The sequence below is a fragment of the Allofranklinella schreckenbergeri genome (assembly GCF_003703475.1).
Lineage (GTDB): Bacteria > Pseudomonadota > Gammaproteobacteria > Burkholderiales > Burkholderiaceae_C > Lampropedia > Lampropedia schreckenbergeri.
Genome location: NZ_RDQM01000011.1, coordinates 1 through 23,224, shown reverse-complemented (window position 1 = coordinate 23,224; position 23,224 = coordinate 1). Strand labels below are relative to the sequence as shown.

General features: G+C 64.2%; 24 protein-coding genes and 1 pseudogene. 20 read left to right on the top strand and 5 right to left on the bottom strand.

All coding sequences use genetic code 11. The features are described from left to right. Positions 1–70: 70 nt before the first annotated feature. From EBQ26_RS09330 to cobO, 14 genes are all read left to right on the top strand, one after another. Entirely contained in the window at positions 71–931 is an 861-nt protein-coding gene (locus EBQ26_RS09330) for an enoyl-CoA hydratase family protein (RefSeq protein WP_122238749.1), read from the top strand. Between the two features lies 1 nt (position 932). Beyond that, positions 933–2,102, top strand: coding sequence for an acyl-CoA dehydrogenase family protein (locus EBQ26_RS09325; RefSeq protein ID WP_122238748.1), 1,170 nt, complete (start codon positions 933–935; stop codon positions 2,100–2,102). Positions 2,103–2,233: 131 nt separating this feature from the next. Next, positions 2,234–3,904 carry an AMP-binding protein gene (locus EBQ26_RS09320; RefSeq protein ID WP_122238802.1) on the top strand — a complete coding sequence of 557 codons (1,671 nt, stop codon included), beginning with the start codon at positions 2,234–2,236 and terminating at the stop codon, positions 3,902–3,904. 126 nt (positions 3,905–4,030) lie between these two features. Beyond that, entirely contained in the window at positions 4,031–5,248 is a 1,218-nt protein-coding gene (locus tag EBQ26_RS09315; protein WP_122238801.1) for an ABC transporter substrate-binding protein, read from the top strand. Between the two features lie 98 nt (positions 5,249–5,346). Then, positions 5,347–6,267, top strand: coding sequence for a branched-chain amino acid ABC transporter permease (locus tag EBQ26_RS09310; protein ID WP_122238747.1), 921 nt, complete (start codon positions 5,347–5,349; stop codon positions 6,265–6,267). Between the two features lie 4 nt (positions 6,268–6,271). Next, positions 6,272–7,291, top strand: coding sequence for a branched-chain amino acid ABC transporter permease (locus EBQ26_RS09305; protein WP_122238746.1), 1,020 nt, complete (start codon positions 6,272–6,274; stop codon positions 7,289–7,291). Further along, positions 7,288–8,136, top strand: a complete 849-nt coding sequence (locus tag EBQ26_RS09300; protein WP_122238800.1) for an ABC transporter ATP-binding protein — start codon at positions 7,288–7,290, stop codon at positions 8,134–8,136. The genes EBQ26_RS09305 and EBQ26_RS09300 overlap by 4 nt, the downstream gene beginning before the upstream one ends. Then, positions 8,133–8,843: an ABC transporter ATP-binding protein gene (locus EBQ26_RS09295; protein WP_122238745.1), complete on the top strand. Its 711-nt coding sequence runs from the start codon at positions 8,133–8,135 to the stop codon at positions 8,841–8,843. Before EBQ26_RS09300 ends, EBQ26_RS09295 begins: the two co-directional genes overlap by 4 nt. Before the next feature lie 37 nt (positions 8,844–8,880). After that, positions 8,881–9,375, top strand: coding sequence for an acyl-CoA thioesterase (locus EBQ26_RS09290; RefSeq protein ID WP_390614187.1), 495 nt, complete (start codon positions 8,881–8,883; stop codon positions 9,373–9,375). A gap of 65 nt (positions 9,376–9,440) precedes the next feature. Next, a complete protein-coding gene (locus tag EBQ26_RS09285; protein WP_122238744.1) occupies positions 9,441–9,833 on the top strand; it encodes a RidA family protein in 393 nt (130 codons plus the stop codon). Positions 9,834–9,855: 22 nt separating this feature from the next. Continuing rightward, positions 9,856–12,015, top strand: coding sequence for a 3-hydroxyacyl-CoA dehydrogenase NAD-binding domain-containing protein (locus EBQ26_RS09280; RefSeq protein WP_122238743.1), 2,160 nt, complete (start codon positions 9,856–9,858; stop codon positions 12,013–12,015). 109 nt (positions 12,016–12,124) lie between these two features. Then, positions 12,125–13,330: a 3-oxoadipyl-CoA thiolase gene (gene pcaF / locus EBQ26_RS09275; RefSeq protein ID WP_122238798.1), complete on the top strand. Its 1,206-nt coding sequence runs from the start codon at positions 12,125–12,127 to the stop codon at positions 13,328–13,330. 90 nt (positions 13,331–13,420) lie between these two features. Continuing rightward, a complete protein-coding gene (locus EBQ26_RS09270) occupies positions 13,421–13,843 on the top strand; it encodes a hotdog fold thioesterase (protein WP_122238742.1) in 423 nt (140 codons plus the stop codon). 11 nt (positions 13,844–13,854) lie between these two features. Further along, entirely contained in the window at positions 13,855–14,424 is a 570-nt protein-coding gene (gene cobO, locus EBQ26_RS09265; protein ID WP_122238741.1) for a cob(I)yrinic acid a,c-diamide adenosyltransferase, read from the top strand. 27 nt (positions 14,425–14,451) lie between these two features. Here the strand turns inward: cobO and EBQ26_RS12715 are convergent, their stop codons facing one another. After that, complete coding sequence (locus tag EBQ26_RS12715; protein ID WP_147474038.1) at positions 14,452–14,676, bottom strand: hypothetical protein; 225 nt, start codon at positions 14,674–14,676, stop codon at positions 14,452–14,454. Between the two features lie 26 nt (positions 14,677–14,702). On the opposite strand from EBQ26_RS12715, the gene hisD reads away from it, so the two are divergent. Then, complete coding sequence (gene hisD, locus EBQ26_RS09260; RefSeq protein WP_122238740.1) at positions 14,703–16,025, top strand: histidinol dehydrogenase; 1,323 nt, start codon at positions 14,703–14,705, stop codon at positions 16,023–16,025. 140 nt (positions 16,026–16,165) lie between these two features. Here hisD and EBQ26_RS09255 read toward each other — a convergent pair whose 3' ends face one another. The 3 genes from EBQ26_RS09255 to EBQ26_RS09245 all read right to left on the bottom strand — a co-directional run bounded on the left by EBQ26_RS09255 (position 16,166) and on the right by EBQ26_RS09245 (position 18,261). Then, positions 16,166–17,059, bottom strand: coding sequence for a DUF3106 domain-containing protein (locus tag EBQ26_RS09255; protein WP_238944273.1), 894 nt, complete (start codon positions 17,057–17,059; stop codon positions 16,166–16,168). Between the two features lie 138 nt (positions 17,060–17,197). After that, positions 17,198–17,695, bottom strand: a complete 498-nt coding sequence (locus EBQ26_RS09250) for a DUF3619 family protein (RefSeq protein ID WP_122238738.1) — start codon at positions 17,693–17,695, stop codon at positions 17,198–17,200. Continuing rightward, positions 17,692–18,261 (bottom strand): RNA polymerase sigma factor, encoded by a 570-nt coding sequence (locus EBQ26_RS09245; protein ID WP_122238737.1) that lies wholly within the window; start codon positions 18,259–18,261, stop codon positions 17,692–17,694. Before EBQ26_RS09245 ends, EBQ26_RS09250 begins: the two co-directional genes overlap by 4 nt. A 267-nt stretch (positions 18,262–18,528) precedes the next feature. Between EBQ26_RS09245 and EBQ26_RS09240 the strand changes: the two genes are divergently transcribed. The 5 genes and pseudogenes from EBQ26_RS09240 (at position 18,529) to EBQ26_RS13190 (ending at position 22,760) form a co-directional block, all read left to right on the top strand. Further along, positions 18,529–20,325 (top strand): acetolactate synthase 3 catalytic subunit, encoded by a 1,797-nt coding sequence (locus EBQ26_RS09240; RefSeq protein ID WP_122238736.1) that lies wholly within the window; start codon positions 18,529–18,531, stop codon positions 20,323–20,325. 218 nt (positions 20,326–20,543) lie between these two features. Continuing rightward, positions 20,544–21,035, top strand: a complete 492-nt coding sequence (ilvN, locus tag EBQ26_RS09235) for an acetolactate synthase small subunit (RefSeq protein WP_122238735.1) — start codon at positions 20,544–20,546, stop codon at positions 21,033–21,035. 195 nt (positions 21,036–21,230) lie between these two features. Beyond that, the gene (gene ilvC, locus EBQ26_RS09230; RefSeq protein ID WP_122238734.1) at positions 21,231–22,247 is read left to right on the top strand and encodes a ketol-acid reductoisomerase; all 1,017 of its coding nucleotides are present in this window, start codon (positions 21,231–21,233) and stop codon (positions 22,245–22,247) included. A gap of 223 nt (positions 22,248–22,470) precedes the next feature. Further along, positions 22,471–22,533 (top strand): annotated as a pseudogene (locus EBQ26_RS13195) (hypothetical protein); the annotation flags it as partial. Positions 22,534–22,616: 83 nt separating this feature from the next. Then, a complete protein-coding gene (locus tag EBQ26_RS13190) occupies positions 22,617–22,760 on the top strand; it encodes a hypothetical protein (protein ID WP_390614193.1) in 144 nt (47 codons plus the stop codon). Between the two features lie 176 nt (positions 22,761–22,936). On the opposite strand, the gene EBQ26_RS09220 is transcribed toward EBQ26_RS13190, so the two are convergent. Next, a partial coding sequence (locus EBQ26_RS09220; RefSeq protein ID WP_147474037.1) for a transposase occupies positions 22,937–23,224 on the bottom strand: 288 nt, incomplete at its 5' end.

Genomic DNA, 23,224 nt, shown 5'->3' with positions numbered 1-23,224 from the left:
GGTATTGAGATCATTTTTCTTTGATTTTTAGGCCCCTTTCAACTGCAAAACACACCCCGGAGACTTTGGCATGAATACCCCCGACACCCGCATCGACCCGGCCTTGCAGGCTGGCAACCGCAAGCCCATGGCGGGCTACCAAGCCCAGCATTTTCTGTGGCAGACCGATGGCCCGGTGGCCACCATCACCCTCAACCGCCCCGACCGCAAGAACCCGCTGACTTTCGACAGCTATGCCGAGCTGCGCGATTTGTTTCACCAACTGCAATGGGCCAGCGACATCAAGGCCGTGGTCGTCACTGGCGCGGGCGGCAACTTCTGCTCCGGCGGCGATGTGCATGAAATCATCGGCCCGCTGGTGCAGCTCAAGGCCCCCGAGCTGCTGATGTTCACGCGCATGACCGGCGCGCTGGTCAAGACCATGCGCGCCTGCCCGCAGCCCATCGTGGCCGCCATCGACGGCGTGTGTGCGGGCGCGGGTGCCATCATCTCCATGGCATCCGATTTGCGCCTGGGCACGGCGCGCGCCAAGGTGGCGTTCTTGTTCAACCGCGTTGGCCTGGCCGGCTGCGACATGGGCGCTTGCGCCATGCTGCCGCGCATCATCGGCCAGGGCCGCGCCAGCGAGCTGCTCTACACCGGCCGCGTGCTCGGCGGCGAGGAGGCCGAGCGCTGGGGCTACTTCAACCGCCTGTGCGCGCCCGATGAGGTGCTGGCGCAGGCCCAGCAACTGGCTGCCGAGCTGGCCGCTGGCCCCAGCTTTGCCAACGGCATCACCAAAACCATGCTGCACCAGGAGTGGAGCATGGGCATCGACCAAGCCATCGAGGCCGAGGCCCAGGCCCAGGCCATTTGCATGCTGACCGAGGATTTCTCGCGCGCCTACCACGCCTTCGTGGCCAAGCAAAAACCCGTGTTCCAGGGAGATTGACATGCAGCGCGGTCTGGACACCTCTTACCAGCAATGGCCGTTTTTCGAAGCGCGCCACGCCGAGCTGGCGCAACAGCTCGATGCCTGGGCCAGCGCCCACATCGGCCATGAACCGCACGGCAGCGGCAGCGATGTGGACGCGCATTGCCGCCAGCTCGTCCAGGCCCTGGGCGAAGCGGGCTGGCTGCGCCATGCCGTGGGCGAATCGGCCCAGAGCATGGACGCGCGCGCCATCTGCCTGATCCGCGAGACGCTGGCGCGCCACAGCGGCCTGGCCGACTTCGCCTTTGCCATGCAGGGCCTGGGCAGCGGCGCTATCAGCCTGCACGGCACGCCCGAGCAGCGCCAGCGCTACCTGCCGCGCGTGGCGGCGGGCCAGGCCATTGCGGCCTTTGCGCTGTCCGAGCCGCAGGCTGGCTCGGACGTGGCCGCCATGGCCTGCGCTGCGCGCCGCGAGGGCGATGACTACGTGCTCGACGGCGAGAAAACCTGGATCTCCAACGGCGGCATTGCCGATTTTTACGTCGTCTTCGCCCGCACCGGCGAAGCGCCCGGCGCGCGCGGCATCAGCGCCTTCATCGTCGATGCCGACACCCCGGGCCTGACGATTGCCGAGCGCATCGACGTCATCGCCCCGCACCCGCTGGCGCGGCTGAAGTTCGAGGGTTGCCGCATCCCCGCCAGTTGCCGCGTGGGCGAGGCGGGCGAGGGCTTCAAGGTCGCCATGCGCACGTTGGACGTGTTCCGCACCTCGGTGGCCGCCGCTGCACTGGGCTTTGCGCGTCGCGCCTTGCAAGAGGCTTTGCTGCGCGCCACCTCGCGGCAGATGTTCGGCGGTGTGCTGGCCGACTTCCAGATCACCCAGACCAAGCTGGCGCAAATGGCCACGGCCATCGACAGCGCCGCCTTGCTCACCTACCGCGCCGCCTGGCTGCGCGATGGCGGCCACAGCGTCACAAAGGAAGCGGCCATGGCCAAGCTCACCGCCACCGAGAACGCCCAGCAGGTCATCGACGCGGCGGTGCAGATGTTCGGCGGCCTGGGCGTGGTCAGCGGCCAGCCGGTCGAGTCGCTGTACCGCGAGATCCGCGCGCTGCGCATCTACGAAGGCGCCAGCGAAGTGCAGCAACTCATCATCGGCCGTGAGCTGCTCAAGGCCCTCAAGGCTTGATATGGCTGGGAACGATATTTATAAATCAATGTAAAAATCGTTTCTTGCATATGCTGCCAAAACAAGGCATTTTATTTGCCTTTGAAATGTAAAAAAAGAGGCGCAAAGCGCCCATGCAGGAGACAAGCGACATGCCCAGCGCCCATATCGACACCTTTGCGCGCGACAACCTGCCGCCGCTGGAGCAGCAGCCCGAATACCTGTTCGAGCTGCCCGAGCTGCAATTTCCCGCGCAGCTCAACTGCGCCACCGAATTGCTCGACCGCCACGTGGCCCAAGGGCGCGGCGATCGCCTGTGCCTGCGCGCGCCGGACGGCACGCGCTGGAGCTACGCCGACTTGCAGGCCCACGCCAATCGCATCGCCAACGTGCTGGTGCAGGACATGGGCTTGCAGCCGGGCAACCGCGTGCTGCTGTTTGCGCCCAACACGCCCTGGATGGTGGCCTGCTGGTTTGCGGTGATGAAGGCCGGCGGCATTGCCGTGGCGGTGATGCCGCTGCTGCGCGCCAAGGAGCTGCGCACCATCATCGACATCGGCCAGATCAGCCACGCGCTGTGCGATGCGCGCCTGGCCGGCGAGCTGGAGGCCGCGCGCGCGATGCCATCTTCAGCGCCGCAACTGGCGCAACTGGCGCAGGTGCGCTACTTCAACACCGCGCTGGCCGCGCCATCGAGCGGGGCCGAGCTGCCTTGCCTGCACCGCGCCATGCAGCAGGCCGCGCCCGATTTCAGCAACGTGGACACGGCCAGCGACGACGTGTGCCTGCTGGGCTTTACCTCCGGCACCACCGGCGTGCCCAAGGCCACCATGCACTACCACCGCGACGTGATGGCCATTTGCAAGTGCTGGCCGCGCCACGTGCTGCGCGCCGATGCGGACGACGTCTTCATTGGCAGCCCGCCGCTGGGCTTTACCTTCGGCCTGGGCGGGCTGGTGCTGTTCCCCATGGACATTGGCGCCAGCAGCGTGCTGCTGGAAAAGGCCGGGCCGCAGCAGTTGCTTGAGGCCTGTGCGCAATTTGGCGCCACCGTGGTGTTCACCGCGCCCACGGCCTACCGCCACATGGCGGCCATGCCCGAGCTGCTGGCCCAGGCGCGGCTGCGCAAGTGCGTCAGCGCGGGCGAGGCGCTGCCCGCGTCCACGCGTGCGCTGTGGAAGCAGGCCAGCGGCATCGAGCTGATCGATGGCATTGGCGCGACCGAGCTGTTGCACATCTTCATCTCCGCCGACGAGGCCAGCGCCCGCCCGGGCGCGACCGGCAAGCCCGTGCCCGGCTACCGCGCCCGCGTGCAGGACGATGACGGCAACGAGCTGCCGCCGGGCACCGTGGGCAAGCTGGCCGTCAAAGGCCCCACGGGCTGCCGCTACCTGCGCGACGAGCGCCAGAAAACCTATGTGCAGGATGGCTGGAACCTCACCGGCGACGCTTATTTGATGGATGAGGACGGTTACTTCTTCTACCAGGCGCGCACCGACGACATGATCATCTCGGCGGGCTACAACATTGCCGCGCCCGAGGTGGAGGAGGCGCTGATGCAGCACCCGGCCGTGGCCGAATGCGCCGTCATCGGCGCGCCCGATGAGGAGCGCGGCCAGATCGTCAAGGCCTTCGTCGTCGTCAAGGAGGGCGTGGCCGCCGATGCCGAGCTGGTCGCTGCCTTGCAGGAGTTCGTCAAGCAGAGCGTGGCGCCCTACAAATACCCGCGCGCCGTGGAGTTCATCGCCGCGCTGCCGCGCACCACCACCGGCAAGCTCCAGCGCAGCGCGCTCAAGCGCCGCATGGGCGAGCAGCATGGGTGAAAGTGCCTAGACCAAAGCCTGGCCCAAGCGCCCGATTGCCCGGTTCTGGATGCGATACTTTTTCGCCCTGCAAATGCAGCAGGCCCTTTGCTCCACCCCATTCATGACATTCAAGGAGGCACCCGCATGACCCGCACCACCCGCCCCAGCATCCGCTTTCCCAGCCTTCGCTCCCACACCCTGGCCGCCGTGGCCGGTGCGGCGGCGCTGTGCCTGGCCCAGGCCGCCTCGGCCGCCGAGGAGGTGAAGATCGGCCTGCTCAGCACGCTCTCGGGCCCAGGCTCGACGCTGGGCATCGACATCCGCGACGGCTTTCAGCTCGCGCTCAAGCACACCGAGGGCAAGCTCGGCGGCCTGCCGGCCAAGGTGGTGATCGTCGATGACCAGCAAAGCCCCGACGCGGCCAAGCAAACCACCGACCGCCTGCTCAAGCGCGAGAAGGTGGACTTCATGACCGGCGTGGTGTTCTCCAACATCATGCTGGCCGTGGCCCCGGCCATTTTTGCCAACAAGACCTACTACGTCAGCGCCAATGCCAGCCCCTCGCAACTGGCGGGCAAGCAGTGCAATCCCTATTTCTTCAGCGCCGCTTACCAGAACGACAACCAGCACGAGGCCGTGGGCCAGGCCGTGCAGGACAAGGGCGTCAAGAAAGTGGCGCTGATCGCCCCCAACTACCCCGGCGGCAAGGATGCGCTGGCCGGTTTCAAGCGTTTCTACAAGGGTGAGGTGGCGCTGGAGCTTTACACCCCGCTGTCGCAACTGGACTATGGCGCGGAGCTGTCGCAGATTCGCGCCTCCGGCGCCGAGGCGGTGTACTTCTTCCTGCCTGGCGGGCTGGGCATCAACTTCATCAAGCAGTTCCACGGCGCGGGCCTGAAGGACAGCATGGCCTTGTTCGCCCCGGGCTTTTCCGCCGATGAGGACGTCATCAGCGCCGTGGGCGAGGCCACCGTGGGCATTTACAACGCCTCGCAATGGGCCTGGGATCTGGACAACGCCGCCAACAAGCGCTTCGTCGAGGACTTCCGCAAGGAATACGGCCGCACGCCCACGCTGTATGCCTCGCAGGGCTACGACGCAGCCATGCTGATCGACTCGGCCGTCAAGGCCACGGGCGGCAACCTCAAGGACAAGGCCGCCATCGGCAAAGCCTTGCAGGCGGCCAACTTCAACTCGGTGCGCGGCGATTTCCGCTTCAACACCAACCACTTCCCGATCCAGCACTACTACATGCGCGAAGTGGTCAAGGGCGAAGATGGCAAGGTCACCAACAAGCTGATCGGCAAGGCCTTCGAGAACCACAGCGATGCCTACGTGGGCGATTGCAAGATGCCCGGTTGAGGGGCTGGCCGGATTGGATCTGATCGCTTTTTTGCACCGGCGCTGCGCGGCCCCCTGGCGGGCGGCCTCGCCGCTGCCCTCTTTTCTTCTTCCCTTTCATGCAAACCACCCTGGTTCTGGAGCAACTGCTCAACGGCCTCCAATTCGGGCTGATGCTGTTCCTGCTGGCCGCTGGCCTGACGCTGGTGTTCGGCATCATGGGCATGATCAACCTGGCGCATGGCTCGCTGTACATGATTGGCGCGTACCTGATTGCCAGCATCGCGGCTGCCAGCGGCTCGTTCTGGCTCGGGTTGCTGGGCGGCATCGGCGCGACGGTGCTGGTGGGCGTGCTGCTGGAGCGCACGGTGCTGCAACGCTTTTACCGGCGCGATCATCTCTCGCAGGTCATGGGCACCTTCGCCATCATGCTCATGGCCAACGAGGCCGTGCGCATGCTCTGGGGGCCGCAGCCCATCCAGCTCAACCCGCCGGCGGCGCTGGCAGGCCCCATCACGCTGGCGCCGGGCTTGAGCTATCCGGCCTACCGGCTGTTCATCATCGGCGTGGGGCTGCTGGTGGCGCTGGGCATGTACTGGCTGATTACGCGCACGCGCATCGGCATGCAGGTGCGCGCGGGCGCGTCCAACCGCGAGATGGCGCTGGCCATGGGGGCCAACGTGCGGCTGCTGTTCACCGCCTTGTTTGCCTTTGCCGCCGCGCTGTGCGCGCTCGCTGGCGGCATGCTCGGGCCGCTGCTGGCCGTGCAGGTGGGCATGGGCGAGAGCATTCTGATTCTGGCCTTTGTGGTCATCGTCATCGGCGGTATTGGCTCCATCCGTGGCGCGTTGCTGGGGGCCTTGCTGGTGGGGCTGGTCGATACGGCCGGGCGCACGCTGATCCCATTGCTGTTTCGCCAACTCATGGACGCCGAGCTGGCCGCCAACGCTGGCCCGGCGGTGGCCTCCATCCTGATTTACCTGCTCATGGCCGTGGTGCTGTTTTTCAAGCCCAGCGGCCTGTTCCCCGCGCGAGGCTGATGCCATGACCACCCCATCTGCCACCTCTGCCACCACCCCTGCCGCCCCGGCCATCACCAGCTTGCTGGACCAGCGCCTGCCGCGCGCGGTCAGCGCTGCACTGCTGCTGGGCCTGCTGGCGCTGCCGCCCGTATTGACGGCGCTGGAGAGCGATTTCTACATCGCCGTGGCCAGCCGCATCCTGATCTTCACGCTGGCGGCCACCAGCCTGAACCTCATCCTGGGCTATGGCGGCATGGTCAGCCTGGGCCATGCGGCTTTTCTGGGCATCGGGGCCTACACCGTGGGCATTGCGATGCAAGAGGGCTGGGCCTCGGCCTGGCTGACCTGGCCACTGGCGATGGCGCTGGGCGCGCTGTTTGCCCTGGCCATTGGCGCCATCAGTCTGCGCACGCAGGGCGTGTACTTCATCATGATCACGCTGGCCTTTGCGCAAATGCTGTTTTATCTGATGGTCTCGCTCAAGCAGTACGGCGGCGAGGATGGCCTGTCGCTGATGCAGCGCTCGGAGCTGGGCCTGGGCATCGACCTGGCCTCGGACACGCATTTTTATTACGTCGTGCTGGCCCTCGCGGCGCTGGCCTTCGTGCTGGTGCAGCGCCTGCTCAATGCGCGCTTTGGCCATGTGCTGCAAGGCATCCGCGAGAACGAAACGCGCATGCAGGCGCTGGGCTTTGCCACCTACCGCTACAAGCTGGCCGCCTTCACGCTGGCCGGTGCCATGGCCGCGCTGGCCGGCGCGCTGCTGGCCAACCAGGCCAGCTTCGTCAGCCCGGCGCTGATGCAGTGGAACCAGTCGGGCATGCTGCTCATCATGGTGATCCTGGGCGGCGTGGGCTATTTGTACGGCGGCTTTGCCGGGGCCGTGGTGTTCTTGCTGCTGGAGGAGGTGCTGGTGAGCTACACCATCCACTGGCAGTTCTACCTGGGCGCGCTGCTGCTGGCCGTGGTGCTGGCCGCGCCCAACGGCGTGCTCAGCCTGCCTGCGCGGCTGCGCCAATGGGCTTACAGGAGGGCGGCATGACGGGCGCGACGCAGACTTCCCATCCCCCGGCCCTGCTGCACGTGGACGATCTGGTCAAGCGCTTTGGCGGGCTGACGGCCACCGACCACGCCCACCTGCACGTGCGCCCCGGCGAGCTGCACGCGCTGATTGGCCCCAACGGCGCGGGCAAGACCACGCTGATCGCGCAGATTGCCGGGGCGCTGGCGCCCAGCAGCGGCCGCATCCTGTTCGATGGGCAGGACGTTACCGCCTGGCCCATGCACCGGCGCGTGCACCTGGGGCTGGTGCGCTCCTACCAGATCACCAGCATCTTCAAGCGCCTGCCGGTGCTGGACAACCTGGCCCTGGCGCTGCAATCGCGCAGCGGCAGCAGCTTTGCCTTCTGGCGCGCCGCACGCGCCGAGCGCTCGCGCTACGAGCAGGCCGCGCAGATCGCCCAGCGCGTCGGCCTGGGCGCGCGCCTGGCCCGCCTGGCGGGCGACTTGTCGCACGGCGAGCAGCGCCAGCTCGAAGTGGGCATGGCGCTGGCGCTCTCGCCCAAGCTGCTGCTGCTCGATGAGCCCATGGCCGGTATGGGGCCGGAGGAATCCGAGCGCATGGTGCAACTGCTGCTGGCGCTCAAAGAGCAGCAGGTCACCATCTTGCTGGTCGAGCACGACATGGACGCGGTGTTTCGCGTGGCCGACCGGATTTCGGCGCTGGTGTTCGGCAAGGTCATCGCCACCGGAGCGCCGCAAGACATCCGCCGCCACCCCGAGGTGCAGCGCGCCTATTTGGGCGATGAGCACGCCAGCGCCCCCTCCGCCGCTCCACCCTCCACCGCAACCGCAGCAACCGCCGCCCCGATGGAGAGCACCGCATGAGCGCCCTGTTGGAACTGCAAGACGTGCAAGCCGGCTACGGCCAAAGCCAGGTGTTGTTTGGCATGCACTGCGCCATTGCCCCGCACAGCGTGGCCACGCTGCTGGGGCGCAACGGCATGGGCAAGACCACCACGGTGCGCGCCATCCTGGGCCTGACGCCCGCCTTTGGCGGCAGCATCCGCTTTCGCGGCGAGCGCATCGAGCGCCTGCCGCCCGAGCGCATCGCCCGCATGGGCCTGGCCGTGGTGCCCGAAGGGCGGCAAATCTTCCCCAACCTCAGCGTGCGCGAGAACCTGCAAGCCTTTGCCGCCAACCGCTGCCACAGCGAGCAGCCCTGGACGCTCGAGCGCGTCTACCACCTGTTCCCGCGCCTGCAAGAGCGCCAGCACAACATGGGCAACCAGCTCTCGGGCGGCGAGCAGCAAATGCTGGCCATTGGCCGCGCGCTGATGACCAACCCCCATCTGCTGATCCTGGACGAGGCCACCGAGGGCCTGGCGCCCCTGATCCGCGAGGAAATCTGGCAATGCCTGGCCGCGCTGCGCGCGCAGGGCCAGACCATCCTGGTGATCGACAAATACGTGCAGCGCCTGATCGAGCTGGCCGACAGCCACACCATCATCGAGCGCGGCCAGCCCGTCTGGCAGGGCAGCTCGGCGCAGTTGGCGCAAGAGCCTGCGCTATGGCAGCGCTATATCGGCGTTTGAGAAGGCTCTGCGCGTTGTTTGACAAGGAAAAAACTTCATGCCCACGCCCCCCGAAACTTCCGCCGCCGCCGCCGCGCACGCGCCCCGGCCCATGCACTTCGAGCGCCCGCTGCGCATCCGCTTCTCGCACTGCGACCCTGCTGGCATCGTCTTCTTCCCGCAGTACCTGGTGCTGTTCAACCAATTGGTGGAAGACTGGTTCGACCACGGCCTGGGTATTGGCTACGCGCACATGCTGGGGCCGCGCCGCATCGGCCTGCCCATCGTGCGGCTGGAGTGCGACTTCCGCGCCATCAGCCGCATGGGCGATGACGTGCAGCTTGGCCTGTGGGTTGAGCGCGCAGGCGGCAAATCCCTGACCTTGCAGATGCAATGCCGCGCTGGCGCGCAATTGCGCGTGCAGGCGCGCAAGGTGCTGGTCTTTACCAATCTGGATACGCACCAGGCCATCGCCATCCCCGAAGACGTGCGCGCCGCGTTGCAAGCGCTGCCGCCGACGGCCGCGCCGACTGCGCCGGATGCTGGTGTGTAGAGTTGGCCGTTTTGTTCCGAACTTTTTTGCCTTTTTTGGCCTTTTTTTGAAGCAAAGGAGAATCCATGCAAGTCCTGCTCCCCCAAGGCTGGCCCCGTCCCAAAGGTTATGCCAACGGCGTGGCCGTGCGCGGCACGCAAATCTACGTCGCCGGCATGATCGGCTGGGATGGCCAAGGCGTTTTCCACACCGACGACCTGGCTGGCCAAGTGCGCCAGGCGCTGCAAAACATCGTGGACGTATTGGCCGAAGGCGGCGCTGGCCCGCAGCACATCGTGCGCATGACCTGGTACGTCAAGGACAAGAAGGAATACGTTGCCGCCTACCCTGAAATCGGCAAAGCCTACCGCGAGCTGATCGGCAACTTCAACGTCGCCATGACGGCTGTGCAGGTGGCCGATTTGGTGGAAGACCGCGCCAAGGTGGAAATCGAAGTCACCGCCGTGGTGCCCGATTGAGGCCGTGATTGCAGGAGGCCCCATGACATCTGCCGCTCCTTCCAACGCTGCCCCTTCTACCGCTGCTGCCGCTGCGCCTGCTGGCGTCGTCGTGGCCGAAACCCACGGTGGCGTGCGCGTGCTGCGCATCGACCATCCACCCGTCAACGCCCTGAGCCAGGCAGTGCGCGCAGGCTTGCTGCACGCGCTGGAGCAAGCCGAGCAAGACCCCGCCATCCAGGCCGTGCTGCTGGTTGGCAAGGGCAAGGCCTTTATTGCCGGGGCCGACATCCGCGAATTCGGCAAACCGCCACAAGCGCCCGTGCTGCGCGATGTCTGCAACCGCATCGAGGCTTGCGCCAAGCCCGTGATTGCCGTGCTGCACGGCGCAGCGCTGGGCGGCGGGCTGGAAGTGGCGCTGGCAGCGCACTACCGGCTGTTGCTGCCGCAGGCCAAGCTGGGGCTGCCTGAGGTGAATCTGGGCCTGCTGCCCGGCGCGGGCGGCACGCAGCGCGCGCCGCGCCTCATGGGCGCGAAAGCCGCCGCCGAGCTGATGCTCAGTGGCAAGCCGCTCTCAGCCCAAGCGGCGCTGGCCGCTGGGTTGGCGGATCGGCTGGATGCGGCGGACGACCCCGTGGCCGCCGGTCTGGCCTGGGCCAGCGCGCTGCTGGCTCAGGGCGCAGCAGCGCGCCGCACGTGCGATTTGCCCGTGCCCGATGCCGACACTGCCCAGGCGGCGCTGCAAGCGCTGGAGCAGGAAACGGCCAGAAAAACCCGTGGCCTGTTCTCGCCGCTGAAAATCATCGAAGCCGTGCGCGCGGCGCTGCAACTGCCATTCGAGCAAGGGCTGGCGCGCGAGCGCGAGCTGTTTCTGGAGTGCATGGACAGCCCGCAGCGCCAGGGCCTGCTGCACGCCTTCTGGGCCGAGCGCGAAGTGCTGAAAGTGCCCCAGGCGCGTGAAGCCGCGCCGCGCCGCGTGGAGCGCCTGGCTGTGATCGGCGGCGGCACCATGGGCGCAGGCATAGCCGTGGCGGCGCTGCAAGCGGGCCTGCACGTGCACATGATCGAGCGCGACGCCCAGGCCATCGCCCGCGGCCAGGCCAATGTGGAAAAAATCTGCGATGGCCAGGTGGCCAAAGGCCGCCTCACGCCCCAGGCCAGGGACGAGCTGCTGGCGCGTTACGTCCCCGGCGCCGATTACCAGGCCCTGGCCGAGGTGGATTTGGTGATCGAGGCCGTGTTTGAAGACCTGCAAGTCAAGCAAGACGTGTTCCGCGCGCTCGATCGCGTCTGCAAACCCGGCGCGGTGCTGGCCACCAACACCTCGTATCTGGACATCGACGCCATCGCCGCCGTCACCGCGCGGCCGCAGGACGTGATCGGCCTGCACTTTTTCAGCCCGGCGCACATCATGAAGCTGCTGGAAATCGTCGTGCCCGAGCGCACGGCGGCCGATGTGGTCGCCACCGCCTTTGCCCTGGCGCAGCGGCTGAAAAAAATCCCGGTGCGCGCGGGCGTGTGCGACGGCTTTATCGGCAACCGCATCCTGGCCGCCTACAAGCAGGCGGCCGATTACCTGATGGAAGACGGTGCCAGCCCTTACGAAATCGACGCCGCCGTGCGCGACTTCGGCTTTGCCATGGGGCCGTTTCAGGTCATCGACCTGGCCGGTGGCGACATCGGCTGGGCCACGCGCAAGCGCCGCGCCGCCACGCGCGACCCGCGTGCGCGCTACGTGGAGATCGCCGATCGCCTGTGCGAGCGCGGCTGGTTCGGGCAAAAAACCGGGCGCGGCTTTTACCTCTACCCCGACGGCGCGCGCAGCGGCCAGGTTGACCCGCAGGTGCTGGAAATCATCGACGCCGAGCGCCAGCGCAAAGGTATCGCAGCGCGCAGCTTCACGCCCGAGGAGATCATGCGCCGCTACATGGCCGCGATGGTCAACGAAGGCGCCAAGGTGGTGCAAGAAGGCATCGCCTTGCGGCCGCTGGATGTGGATGCGGTCTTTCTCTTTGGCTACGGCTTTCCGCGCTGGCGCGGCGGCCCCATGAAGTGGGCCGACATGCAGGGCCTGCCCCAGGTGCTGGCCGACATCCAGGCCTTCGCCCGGCAAGACCCGCTGTTCTGGCAGCCCGCCGCCTTGCTGGAGCAATTGGTGGCGCAAGGGCGCGATTTCGACAGCCTGAACCGTGCCGCTGCTTGAGAATCAAATCAAAGTAAATTTGATTGATTGACAATCATGCCGAAACAGGTTGATTTTGTTTCCTTTTGAAATAGAAAAATTGAAACACCCGAAAGCCAAGGAGGATTTCATGACAGCCCAGGCCTTTATTTGCGATGCCATCCGCACCCCCTTTGGGCGTTACGGCGGCGCGCTGGCGGGCGTGCGCACCGACGATTTGGCCGCCATCGCGCTCAAGGCGCTGCTGGCGCGCAACCCCCAGCTCGACCCCGCCGCCATCGACGACGTATGGCTGGGCTGCGCCAACCAGGCTGGCGAGGACAACCGCAACGTCGCGCGCATGGCCGCCTTGCTCGCAGGCCTGCCCGAGAGCGTGCCCGGCGCCACCCTCAACCGCCTGTGCGGCTCGGGGCTGGACGCCGTGGCCGTCGCCGCGCGGGCCATTCAGGCAGGCCAGGCCGATGTCGTGCTCGCCGGCGGCGTGGAAAGCATGAGCCGCGCCCCCTTCGTCATGCCCAAGGCCGATGCCGCCTTCAGCCGCAACAACGCCGTTTACGACACCACCATCGGCTGGCGCTTCATCAACCCGGCCATGCGCGCCGCCTACGGCGTGGACTCCATGCCCGAAACGGCGGAAAACGTGGCGCAAGACTACGGCATCAGCCGTGAGGACCAAGACCGCTTCGCCCTGGCCAGCCAGAGCAAAACGCAGGCGGCGCAGCAGGCCGGGCGCTTCGAGGTCGAAATCACCCCCGTGACGCTGCCGCAGAAAAAAGGCGAGCCTTTGGTCTTCGCCCAGGACGAGCACCCGCGCGCCACCACGCTGGAGGCGCTCGCGCGCCTCAAACCCGTGGTGCGTCCCGACGGCACGGTGACGGCGGGCAACGCCAGCGGCGTCAACGACGGCGCCTGCGCGCTGCTGCTGGCCAGCGAGGCGGGCATGCAAAGCCAGGGCCTGCGCCCGCTGGCGCGCGTGCTCGCCAGCGTCTGCGTCGGCGTGGCCCCGCGCGTCATGGGCATCGGCCCCGCGCCTGCGGTGCAAAAACTGCTGGCCAAAACCGGCCTGACGCTGGCGCAAATCGACCTCATCGAACTCAACGAAGCCTTTGCCGCGCAAGGCCTGGCCGTGCTGCGCCAGCTCGGGCTGGCCGATGACGACCCGCGCGTCAACCCCCTGGGCGGCGCGATTGCGTTGGGTCACCCGCTGGGCGCCAGCGGCGCGCGCCTGGCCACCACCGCCGCGCGGCAATTGCAGGCCAGCGGCGGGCGCTACGCCATTTGCACCATGTGCATCGGCGTGGGGCAGGGCATCGCCTTGCTGATGGAGCGCGTGTGAAGCCACTGCACCCGGCGCGCGCGGCTGCATCCGGGGCGACGCCGCGATAATGCGCGGCGTTTTGACTTCTCTGCGTTGGATTTTTCTTCTATGTCGATTTGGAAAAAGGCTTTAAGCCTGGAGGCCATCACCGCCATGGCGCAAAACACGGCGGTGGCCCATCTGGGCATTGAGATGACGGCCATTGGCGATGATTTCCTGAGTGCGCGCATGCCCGTGGATGCGCGCACCAAGCAACCCTTTGGCCTGCTGCACGGCGGTTGCAGCGTGGCGCTGGCGGAAACGCTGGGCTCCATGGCCGCCTACATGGCCGCGCCCGAAGGCCAGCATGTGGTGGGGCTGGATATCAACGCCAATCACCTGCGCGCGGCCACGTCGGGCTGGGTGTCGGGCACGGCCAGGCCGGTGCACATCGGGCGCTCGACCCAGGTGTGGCAAATCGACATCGTCGATGAGCAAGGGGCGATGGTGTGCGCTTCGCGCTTGACGATGGTGGTGCTGGACAGCCGCTGAGGATTTTTCGCATGCAAATCGAACAACCGCCCGTGGATCGCGTGCGCCAAAAGCCCGAGGGCGAGCGCCGCGGCCTCATCCTCATTAACACCGGCAATGGCAAGGGCAAGAGCACGGCCGCCTTTGGCCTGGCGCTGCGCGCGCATGGCAGAGGCAAGCCGGTGAAGATTTTTCAGTTCGTCAAAGTGCCTTCGGCGCGTTTTGGCGAGCACCGCACGTTTGAAAAGCTGGGCGTGCCCATCGAAGGGCTGGGCGATGGCTTTAGCTGGAAAAGCCGCGATCTGGAGCATTCGGCCGAGCTGGCGCGCCAAGGCTGGGCCAAGGCGCGCGAGGCGATTTTGGGCGGGGAGTTTTTCCTCGTCGTGCTCGATGAAATCACCTACCCGCTCATTTACGGCTGGCTGCCGCTGGATGAGGTGCTGGACTGCTTGCGCCAGCGCCCGGCGCATGTTCACGTCGCGCTCACCGGGCGGCGCTGCCCGCAGGAGCTGATCGATGTGGCCGATACGGTCACGTCGATGGAGCTGGTCAAGCACGCCTACCAGGCGGGCGTGCCCGCGCAGCGGGGGATTGAGGATTGAGGCTGTTTAATTCAAGGGAAATAGGGCTTATTTACCATCATGCCGAAATAACGTCATTTCATTTCCTTTGAATTGGAATTTTTTTACCCTTTCCGTGTTCTTGCCATTGCAGAACACCCGGCAAAGCGGCGTCTTTGCTGGCGTGCCGAAATAGGGCGGTTTCCATTCCTTTGATGTGTCATTTGTAGCAGCGGCGCGCGGCGGCGCGGTGGGCGCAGGCGTTCGGTATTCGATAATCGGCGCTTTGTTCATTTGCAATCTTTACGCACCCGCCTGCCATGACCCTCCAAGCCCGTCCTCTGCGCCTGTCCACGGCCGATGCCGATTTTGAAAGCCGCTTCCAGCAGCGCCTGCACTGGTCGGCCGATGCCGATGCGCAAATCGAGCAGCGCGTGGCCGAAATTTTGCAAGCCGTGCAGCAAGAGGGCGATGCCGCCGTGCTGCGCCTGACCCAGCAGCTCGACGGCGTGCAGGCCGAGAGCATGGCGCAGTTGGAGTTGACGCAGGCCGAGCTGGCCGCCGCGTTCGAAAGCCTGCTCAGCCAGCAGCGCCAAGCCTTGCAGCAAGCGGCCGAGCGCATCCGCCGCTACCACGAGGCGCAAAAACAAGCCGCAGGCCAAAGCTGGTCGTACCGCGACGAGGACGGCAGCCTGCTGGGGCAAAAAGTCACGCCGCTCGATCGCGTGGGCATTTACGTGCCGGGCGGCAAGGCGGCTTACCCCTCCAGCGTGCTGATGAATGCCATCCCCGCCCATGTGGCTGGAGTGGCGGAAATCCTGATGGTCGTGCCCACGCCGCGCGGCGAGAAAAACCCGCTGGTGCTGGCCGCTGCCTACGTGGCCGGCGTCACGCGCGCATTCACCATCGGCGGCGCGCAGGCCGTGGCGGCACTGGCCTACGGCACGGCCAGCATCCCCAGGGTGGACAAAATCACCGGCCCGGGCAACGCCTACGTAGCCAGCGCGAAAAAGCATGTGTTCGGCCAGGTCGGCATCGACATGATCGCCGGGCCAAGCGAAATTCTGGTGCTCGCCGATGGCAGCACGCCGCCCGATTGGGTGGCGATGGATTTGTTCAGCCAGGCCGAGCACGATGAGCTGGCGCAATCGATTTTGCTGTGCCCCGATGCCGCTTACCTTGATGCCGTGCAGCGCGAGATCGACCGCCTGCTGCCCGAGATGCCGCGCGCCGAGATCATTGCCAAAAGCCTGGGCGGGCGCGGTGCGCTCATCCTCACCCGCGACATGGAAGAAGCCTGCGCCATCAGCAACCGCATCGCGCCCGAGCATTTGGAAGTCTCCAGCCGCGAGCCGCACCAGTGGGAGCCACTGCTGCGCCATGCAGGAGCGATTTTCCTGGGCGCTTACACCAGTGAAAGCCTGGGCGACTATTGCGCGGGCCCCAACCACGTGCTGCCCACCAGCGGCACGGCGCGTTTTTCCTCGCCGCTGGGCGTGATGGATTTCCAGAAACGCAGCTCGCTGATCGAAGTGAGCGAGCAAGGCGCACAAACCCTGGGCCGCATTGCCAGCGTGCTGGCCCACGGCGAAGGCTTGCAGGCCCACGCCCGGGCGGCAGAGATGCGTTTGAAGGACGCTTGAAGGGGCGTCAGAGCCTGCGCAAAGGCAGCCTGCATATCGGCTGCATTTTTTATTTCAATGTAAAAAGAATGTATTGCCTATCATGCCAAAATGGCGATATTTTTTTGCCTTTTGATTGGTATTTTTAGGGTTTGGAACGCTCAATTGGCGTAAATCGGCGCTGGATCGGGCGGCGTGATGGGCACGCCATACCAATACCGCACCCGCGCAGGCGGTGGCGTGGCCGGGGCGGGTGCATCGGGCACGCGCACGGTGGTGATGGCGCTGGTTGCGCGGGCGCTGGCAGCGGCATCTTGCGCTGCCGAAGGCTGCGTAAAGCGCACAGGTTGCAGCGGTACCTTGGGCAGGTTGGCCAGCCCCGGCTTGGCCTGCTTGGCCGCCGCAATGCGCACCAGATTTTTGCGCGGCATGGCGCGTTTGGCGGGGGGCGCGTCGGCAACGGGTGCAGCCTGGGCCGCCTGAGCGAGCGCGAGGCGCTCGGTGGTGGGGAGGGCGCTGTAATCGCGCCACGCTTGGCCCAGGCGCAGCCATTCATCGGGGCCGCGCTCACGGTATTCCTGGCGCACTTGCAGGCGCTGGCCTTCGTCGAGTTGGCCCCAGGCGGTGATGTTCTGGATCAGGCGCTGGCGGTCGCTTGCATTCAAATCGCGTGCCTGCCTGGCCAGTGCCAGCCAGCGGCGTTTTTCTGCGCTGCTGATGTAGGGCCAAGTGGTTTCCAGCCCGGCCAGCAGATGTTGGTGCTCTTTTGACAAATCGTCCCACGTTGGCCGAGTGATGTGTACGCCTGTAGGCGGCCGCCACGGCTCTGGCCGAGTGAGATCGGGCGCGGGCTGTGGCTCGCCAAAGAGGACGAGCGGCCCGGCATAAGCAATGCCAGGCGGCAGCGACGGGGTCAGCAAAGGGCGTTGCTGCAACCACCAGTGGCCTAGCAAGGCGGCCAATATCGAACATGCGGCTAAGCAACCGGCCAAGCTGGCGGAGGTGACTCCCTCTGTGGAGGGCAGGCGGGAAGTGTTGGAGGCGGGAGAGGACACGTTGGGGGGAAGTGCTCTACAAAAGCGTTGTTCTGCAACCGCAGGAGTAGGCCGGAAGGCGCCTGAATCCGGCAACAAAAAAGGTGGCCAAAAGTATAGGCCACCTCTTGTGGATGCTGTATTGCCGACGGGTGTGGGTTATGGCCTGGCGTGGGGTGCGTCCAGCTTTTGGCGTTTGAGGTATTCCCCAAAAGCGGGGTCGGCAAAGGCCGAGGGCGGCACTTCGCTGGAGAGGATGTGCAAGTCGGTTTCCACCTGCTGATGGGGTACGTCTTCACTGACAGCGCCTTGCATGAAGATGGCGCCGATGCCAGCCGCAGCGGCAATGGGCAAGGCGGCCAACGCTTTGCGCCAACCGCTGAAGGGCGATTGACGACGGCGGGCGACGGTGGAGGCTTCGTCTTGCGCAGCTTGGCGCGCCAGTGCGCGCTGGTGGGCGTGCACAGCAGCCAGCCGGGCTACGCGCAGGCGCTCGCGGATGTCGTGGGGCACAGCCTGCTCGCCTTGGCGCAGGGCGCGTGCAAAAGCGGCGCCCGCAAGGTCGGTCGCCGCTTCGTGGGCGTTTTCAGGCCCCCAATTGCCATCGGGGCAGCTCTGCCCCGATGGTGGTGTTTCGTTTGTGTTGTGTGTCCTCATAACTTCACCCCAAGTGCGCCAAGCATGTTGCTCAGCGCTTGCACGGCGCGGTGGCAATGGGTTTTGACGCTGCCTTCCGAGCAACCCATCGCCGCAGCCGTTTCCGCCACGTCCATATCCTCCCAGTAACGCATGATGAAAGCCTCGCGTTGACGAGTTGGTAACTTTTTCAAGGCCGCCTCAATGAGCTCAAAGGTTTGCTTGCGCTCGGTGGCGGTTTCGGCGCTTTCCACCAAGCCGCCGCCATCGGGGCCTGCGTAGTTTTCGAGCAGGGAGAAGGTGTCGCCCGCTTCGTCGCTGCGTTCAAAGTCGCTGAAGTTGCTCAAAACCGCATTGCGGGTTTTTTGGCGGCGAAACCAGTCCAGCGTGCTGTTGGCCAAAATGCGGTTGAACAGCATGCGGATTTCCTCAATGGGCTTGTCTGCGTAGTGTTCGGCCAGGCGCATCATGCTGTCTTGCACGATGTCCAGCGCCACGTCTTCATCCTTGACGTGAAAAAGCGCACGTTTGAACGCACGCTTTTCGATTTCTTGCAGGAAGTCTGCAAACTCTTTTTCAGATGCCAAGGTGCAACGCGAAAGGTGGAAAAACGCTTCAAATGCAAGCCTGGCGGGCTTGCCCGACCTGTATCCGCCGTCGAGGCGAGACTATTCGATGCAATAATACACCCCTTATCTTTCTCAGCCAGTTCGCAAACGGCGTGTGGCCGGGGCGGGCAGTTTGCCTCCGATGCGTCCCCGATCACATGCTTAAGTCCTAAGCCGGCCTCACAAGGGCGAGAGCAAGGGGCACCGAAGGTTTTTCAGTTTCGAAAATCACAGCAGGTTTTTCTCATGGAAATATCCCAAGCCGAAATCCGCTCTGCCGCCCAGGCCGAGCAAGCCTCAGCCGCGTCCGCCGAAATGATGGGGTCGGACGTTTTGTTGCACTCTTTGGTCGCCGAGGGCGTCAAGCACATCTGGGGCTATCCCGGCGGTGCCGTGCTTTATATCTACGATGCGATCTATCGCATGTGCCAGACCCAGCCCGATGCGATCGAGCACATCTTGGTGCGCCACGAGCAAGCCGCTGTGCATGCCGCCGATGGCTATGCACGTGCCACTGGCGAAGTGGGGGTGGCGCTGGTTACATCCGGTCCGGGTCTGACCAATGCGGTCACGGGGCTGGCCACGGCTTATATGGACAGCATCCCCATGGTGGTGATTTCCGGCCAGGTGCCTGCGCCCTTGATCGGACAGGACGCTTTCCAGGAGTGCGATGCGGTGGGCATTACGCGCCCGGTGGTCAAGCACAATTTCCTGGTGCAAAGCGTCGAGGAAATTCCGATGATCGTCAAGAAGGCTTTTCATATCGCTCGCACCGGCCGCCCCGGCCCGGTGGTGATTGATTTGCCCAAGGATATTTCCTGCAAAAAGGTGCTTTACACCGGTCATCCGGAAACTTGCGAGATGCGCTCCTACAACCCCGTGCGCAAAGGCCATACGGGGCAGATTCGCAAGGCTTTGCAATACTTGCTGGCGGCCAAGCGCCCATACATCTACATCGGCGGTGGTGTGATTTTGGGCAATGCCACTGGAGAGGTGCGCGCGCTGGCTGAGCAGTTGGGCTACCCGGTCACCAGCACATTGATGGGGCTGGGCGCTTTCCCCGCATCCGATCCCAAGTTTGTGGGCATGCTGGGCATGCATGGCACGGTAGAAGCCAACAACGCCATGCAAGAGTGTGACGTGCTGATCGCCATTGGCGCGCGTTTTGACGATCGCGTGATTGGCAACGTCAAGCACTTTACCCAGCGCGAACGCAAGATCATCCATATTGATGTGGATCCATCCGTCATCTCCAAGCGTGTGAAGGTGCAGGTGCCCATTGTGGGCGACTGCAAAGATGTGCTCACCGAAATGCTGAACATGCTGGGTGAAACCCAGGAACGGCCCGATGCCGAGGCCCTTAAGGCCTGGTGGGCCACCATTGAGGGATGGCGCTCCACCCGCTGCTTGGATTACGACCGTGATAACCAGGAGGTCATCAAGCCGCAATTTGTCGTCGAGACCTTGTGGAATATGACCAAGGGCGATGATGTTTACATCACCTCCGATGTGGGGCAGCACCAAATGTGGGCTGCGCAGTATTACCGCTTTGACGAGCCGCGCCGCTGGATCAACTCGGGCGGTTTGGGCACCATGGGCGTGGGCATTCCTTACGCCATGGGTATCAAGCGCGCCAAACCACAAAGCGAGGTGTTCTGTATCACGGGCGAAGGCTCGGTGCAGATGTGCATTCAAGAGCTTTCGACCTGCAAGCAGTACGAAACGCCCATCATCATCTGCGCGCTCAACAACCGCTACCTGGGCATGGTGCGCCAATGGCAGCAAATTGAGTACTCCAGCCGCTACAGCCACACCTATATGGAGTCGCTGCCGAACTTTGTGAAATTGGCCGAAGCCTATGGTCACGTCGGCATGCTGATTGAGCGGCCTCAGGACGTGGAAGGCGCGCTGCGTGAAGCACGTCGGCTGAAGGACAGGACGGTGTTTCTCGATTTCCGCACCGATCCGACGGAGAACGTTTTTCCCATGGTGCAGGCGGGCAAGGGCATTACCGAAATGCTGCTGGGCCCCGACGATCTTTAATTGCTGCGCGTTGCGCGAACCCGCAGGCGCCTGAACGCTTGGCTTTGCATGCCGCCACCTTACGGCTTGCGGGGCTGACCGAAGCAGGGCGGCACACCAGCCGCCTTGCGGCAGAAGGCGGTTTGCGGCAACCATTTTTTTTCTGATGAATCCATTGCCTGCCAAGCCCGGCGATTGCCGTTGCCGGGGGAGGGCGGGCGAAATGAGGAGTCCCACCCATGCGACACATCATCGCAGTTTTGCTTGAAAACGAACCCGGCGCGCTCTCGCGCGTCGTGGCCCTGTTCTCTGCGCGCGGCTACAACATCGAATCGCTCACGGTTGCGCCTACGGAAGATCCTTCGCTCTCGCGCATGACCATCCAGACCGTCGGCTCGGATGACACCATTGAGCAAATCACCAAGCATCTGAACCGCTTGATTGAAGTGGTCAAGGTCGTCGATCTCACCGATGGCGCTTACACCGAGCGCGAGCTGATGATCGTCAAGGTGCGCGCTTCGGGCAAAGAGCGCGAGGAAATCAAACGCACCACGGACATCTTCCGTGGCCGCATCATTGATGTGACCGACAAGAGCTACACCATTGAGCTGACGGGCGATCAGGGCAAGATCGATGCCTTCCTCAACGCCATCGACCGCAGCGCCATCCTTGAAACCGTGCGCACCGGCCCCAGCGGCATCGGCCGTGGCGAGCGCATCTTGCGGCTGTAAATCTCTGCCCGATCATGCGCCATTCCGGTCGGCCTTGTGAACAATCGCACAGCGCGCAAGGCGCGCCCGGGATGGCGTAGCGCGAAGCGGCGACCGAGCGGCCAAACCAGCCACCCCCACCCCCACCCAACCATTGGTCGCGCTGAAAACGCGTAATGACCACACCCCATTGACTTTTCTCACCAGGAGCCAACCATGAAAGTGTTTTACGACAAAGACTGCGACCTCAGCCTCATCAAAGGCAAGACGGTCGCCATCATCGGCTACGGCAGCCAGGGCCACGCCCACGCCCAGAACCTCAACGACAGCCAGGTCAAGGTCATCGTCGGCCTGCGTAAAGGCGGCGCCTCCTGGGGCAAGGCCGAGCAGGCGGGCTTGCAGGTCATGGAAGTGGCCGAAGCCGTCAAGAACGCCGACGTGGTCATGATCTTGCTGCCCGATGAGGACATCGCCGCCGTTTACAAGGAACACGTCGAGCCCCATATCAAAAAAGGCGCTTCGCTGGCCTTCGCCCACGGTTTTAACGTGCACTACAACCAAGTGGTGCCCCGTGAGGATTTGGATGTGTGGATGGTTGCCCCCAAAGCCCCCGGCCACACCGTGCGCAGCACCTACACGCAAGGCGGCGGCGTGCCCCATTTGGTGGCCGTGCACCAGGACAAATCGGGCAAAGCCCGCGATCTGGCCCTCTCTTACGCCATGGCCAACGGCGGCGGCAAGGCTGGCATCATCGAAACCAACTTCAAGGAAGAAACCGAAACCGACTTGTTCGGCGAACAGGCCGTGCTCTGCGGCGGCGCGGTGGAGCTGATCAAAATGGGTTTTGAAACGCTGGTGGAAGCCGGTTATTCGCCCGAAATGGCCTACTTCGAGTGCTTGCACGAACTCAAGCTCATCGTCGATCTGATTTACGAAGGCGGTATCGGCAACATGAACTACTCCATCTCCAACAACGCGGAGTATGGCGAGTACGTCACCGGCCCTGAGGTTGTGAACGAAGAATCGCGCAAAGCCATGCGCAATGCCCTCAAGCGCATCCAAAACGGCGATTACGCCAAGATGTTCATCCAGGAAGGCCGCTTGAACTACCCGTCCATGACCGCGCGCCGCCGCAACACCGCCGATCACCCCATCGAGCAAGTTGGCGCCCAGTTGCGCGCCATGATGCCTTGGATTGCGAAGAACAAGCTGGTGGATCGCTCGCGCAACTGATGCGCTTGCCTGCTGGCGCTTGACGCACTGATCCGACGCAGTCGGACAGACTGATGCATAAAAAAACGGCCTGTAAAGGGCCGTTTTTTTATATGATCTACTTATTTTATAAATCAAAAAGAAATAAAATCTCATTGTTTTGGCTTGATATATATAATATGAATTTTCTTTGATTGAAATAATTGTTCGGCGAAGAAACGCTGAAGAGCGCCAATACAACACCGTGGCCGATACCGTGCACCTGTTGCCGGGGTTGCGTTTTGGGGCCAACAGCCGCAATGTGGCCATGCTGAACGTGCGCGGTTTCGATTCGCGCAAGACGCCAGTGTATGTGGATGGCATCCAGCCGTATGTACCTTATGACGCTATGTGGATTTCGACCGCTTCACCACGTTTGATCTGGCCGAAGTGCGCGGCCAGTACGGCACCTCGCTGCTGTATGGCCCCAGCACGCTGGGCGGTGCAGTGAATTTGGTGACACGCAAGTCCGCCAGAGCTTTGGCAGGCTGCTGAAATACTGCCCGCAAAAGCTGATTGATTGTTTGTGAGAGCAAGCCTTGGGCTGCTGCTGGGTTGCGTGAGGGCACGAAAGCGAAAGCTGTATTTATTGATCCCCAAAGGACTCCAGCCGACTACGGGCGGCTGTGCGATTTAGGATTGCGCCGGGCCATCTACTGCTGAGAACCTGTTCAAAATCTTTTGAGGATGAGCGCCAGGAAAGCCAAGTGGATGAACTGCAAGCTGGTATTGAGCAGGCGCTCGCAGTTCTTCCACAACCGTCTGTTCTTGTCCAGCCAGGCAAAGCTGCGCTCCACAACCCAGCGCTTGGGCATCACCTTGAAGGTGTGCGACTGACTGCGCTTGGCGATCTGCACGTTGACGTGCCCGCCCAAAATGGCTTGCACACCCTGTGCAAAAGGTTTGCCCACATAGCCGCTGTCACACAGCAGGCCTTGTACGCGCTTGCATGCAGGTTG

Coding starts and splice junctions, on each gene's coding strand:
- EBQ26_RS09330 (WP_122238749.1), top strand. CDS start 71: ATGAATACCCCCGACACCCGCATCGACCCGGCCTTGCAGGCTGGCAAC.
- EBQ26_RS09325 (WP_122238748.1), top strand. CDS start 933: ATGCAGCGCGGTCTGGACACCTCTTACCAGCAATGGCCGTTTTTCGAA.
- EBQ26_RS09320 (WP_122238802.1), top strand. CDS start 2,234: ATGCCCAGCGCCCATATCGACACCTTTGCGCGCGACAACCTGCCGCCG.
- EBQ26_RS09315 (WP_122238801.1), top strand. CDS start 4,031: ATGACCCGCACCACCCGCCCCAGCATCCGCTTTCCCAGCCTTCGCTCC.
- EBQ26_RS09310 (WP_122238747.1), top strand. CDS start 5,347: ATGCAAACCACCCTGGTTCTGGAGCAACTGCTCAACGGCCTCCAATTC.
- EBQ26_RS09305 (WP_122238746.1), top strand. CDS start 6,272: ATGACCACCCCATCTGCCACCTCTGCCACCACCCCTGCCGCCCCGGCC.
- EBQ26_RS09300 (WP_122238800.1), top strand. CDS start 7,288: ATGACGGGCGCGACGCAGACTTCCCATCCCCCGGCCCTGCTGCACGTG.
- EBQ26_RS09295 (WP_122238745.1), top strand. CDS start 8,133: ATGAGCGCCCTGTTGGAACTGCAAGACGTGCAAGCCGGCTACGGCCAA.
- EBQ26_RS09290 (WP_390614187.1), top strand. CDS start 8,881: ATGCCCACGCCCCCCGAAACTTCCGCCGCCGCCGCCGCGCACGCGCCC.
- EBQ26_RS09285 (WP_122238744.1), top strand. CDS start 9,441: ATGCAAGTCCTGCTCCCCCAAGGCTGGCCCCGTCCCAAAGGTTATGCC.
- EBQ26_RS09280 (WP_122238743.1), top strand. CDS start 9,856: ATGACATCTGCCGCTCCTTCCAACGCTGCCCCTTCTACCGCTGCTGCC.
- pcaF (WP_122238798.1), top strand. CDS start 12,125: ATGACAGCCCAGGCCTTTATTTGCGATGCCATCCGCACCCCCTTTGGG.
- EBQ26_RS09270 (WP_122238742.1), top strand. CDS start 13,421: ATGTCGATTTGGAAAAAGGCTTTAAGCCTGGAGGCCATCACCGCCATG.
- cobO (WP_122238741.1), top strand. CDS start 13,855: ATGCAAATCGAACAACCGCCCGTGGATCGCGTGCGCCAAAAGCCCGAG.
- EBQ26_RS12715 (WP_147474038.1), bottom strand. CDS start 14,676: ATGAACAAAGCGCCGATTATCGAATACCGAACGCCTGCGCCCACCGCG.
- hisD (WP_122238740.1), top strand. CDS start 14,703: ATGACCCTCCAAGCCCGTCCTCTGCGCCTGTCCACGGCCGATGCCGAT.
- EBQ26_RS09250 (WP_122238738.1), bottom strand. CDS start 17,695: ATGAGGACACACAACACAAACGAAACACCACCATCGGGGCAGAGCTGC.
- EBQ26_RS09240 (WP_122238736.1), top strand. CDS start 18,529: ATGGAAATATCCCAAGCCGAAATCCGCTCTGCCGCCCAGGCCGAGCAA.
- ilvN (WP_122238735.1), top strand. CDS start 20,544: ATGCGACACATCATCGCAGTTTTGCTTGAAAACGAACCCGGCGCGCTC.
- ilvC (WP_122238734.1), top strand. CDS start 21,231: ATGAAAGTGTTTTACGACAAAGACTGCGACCTCAGCCTCATCAAAGGC.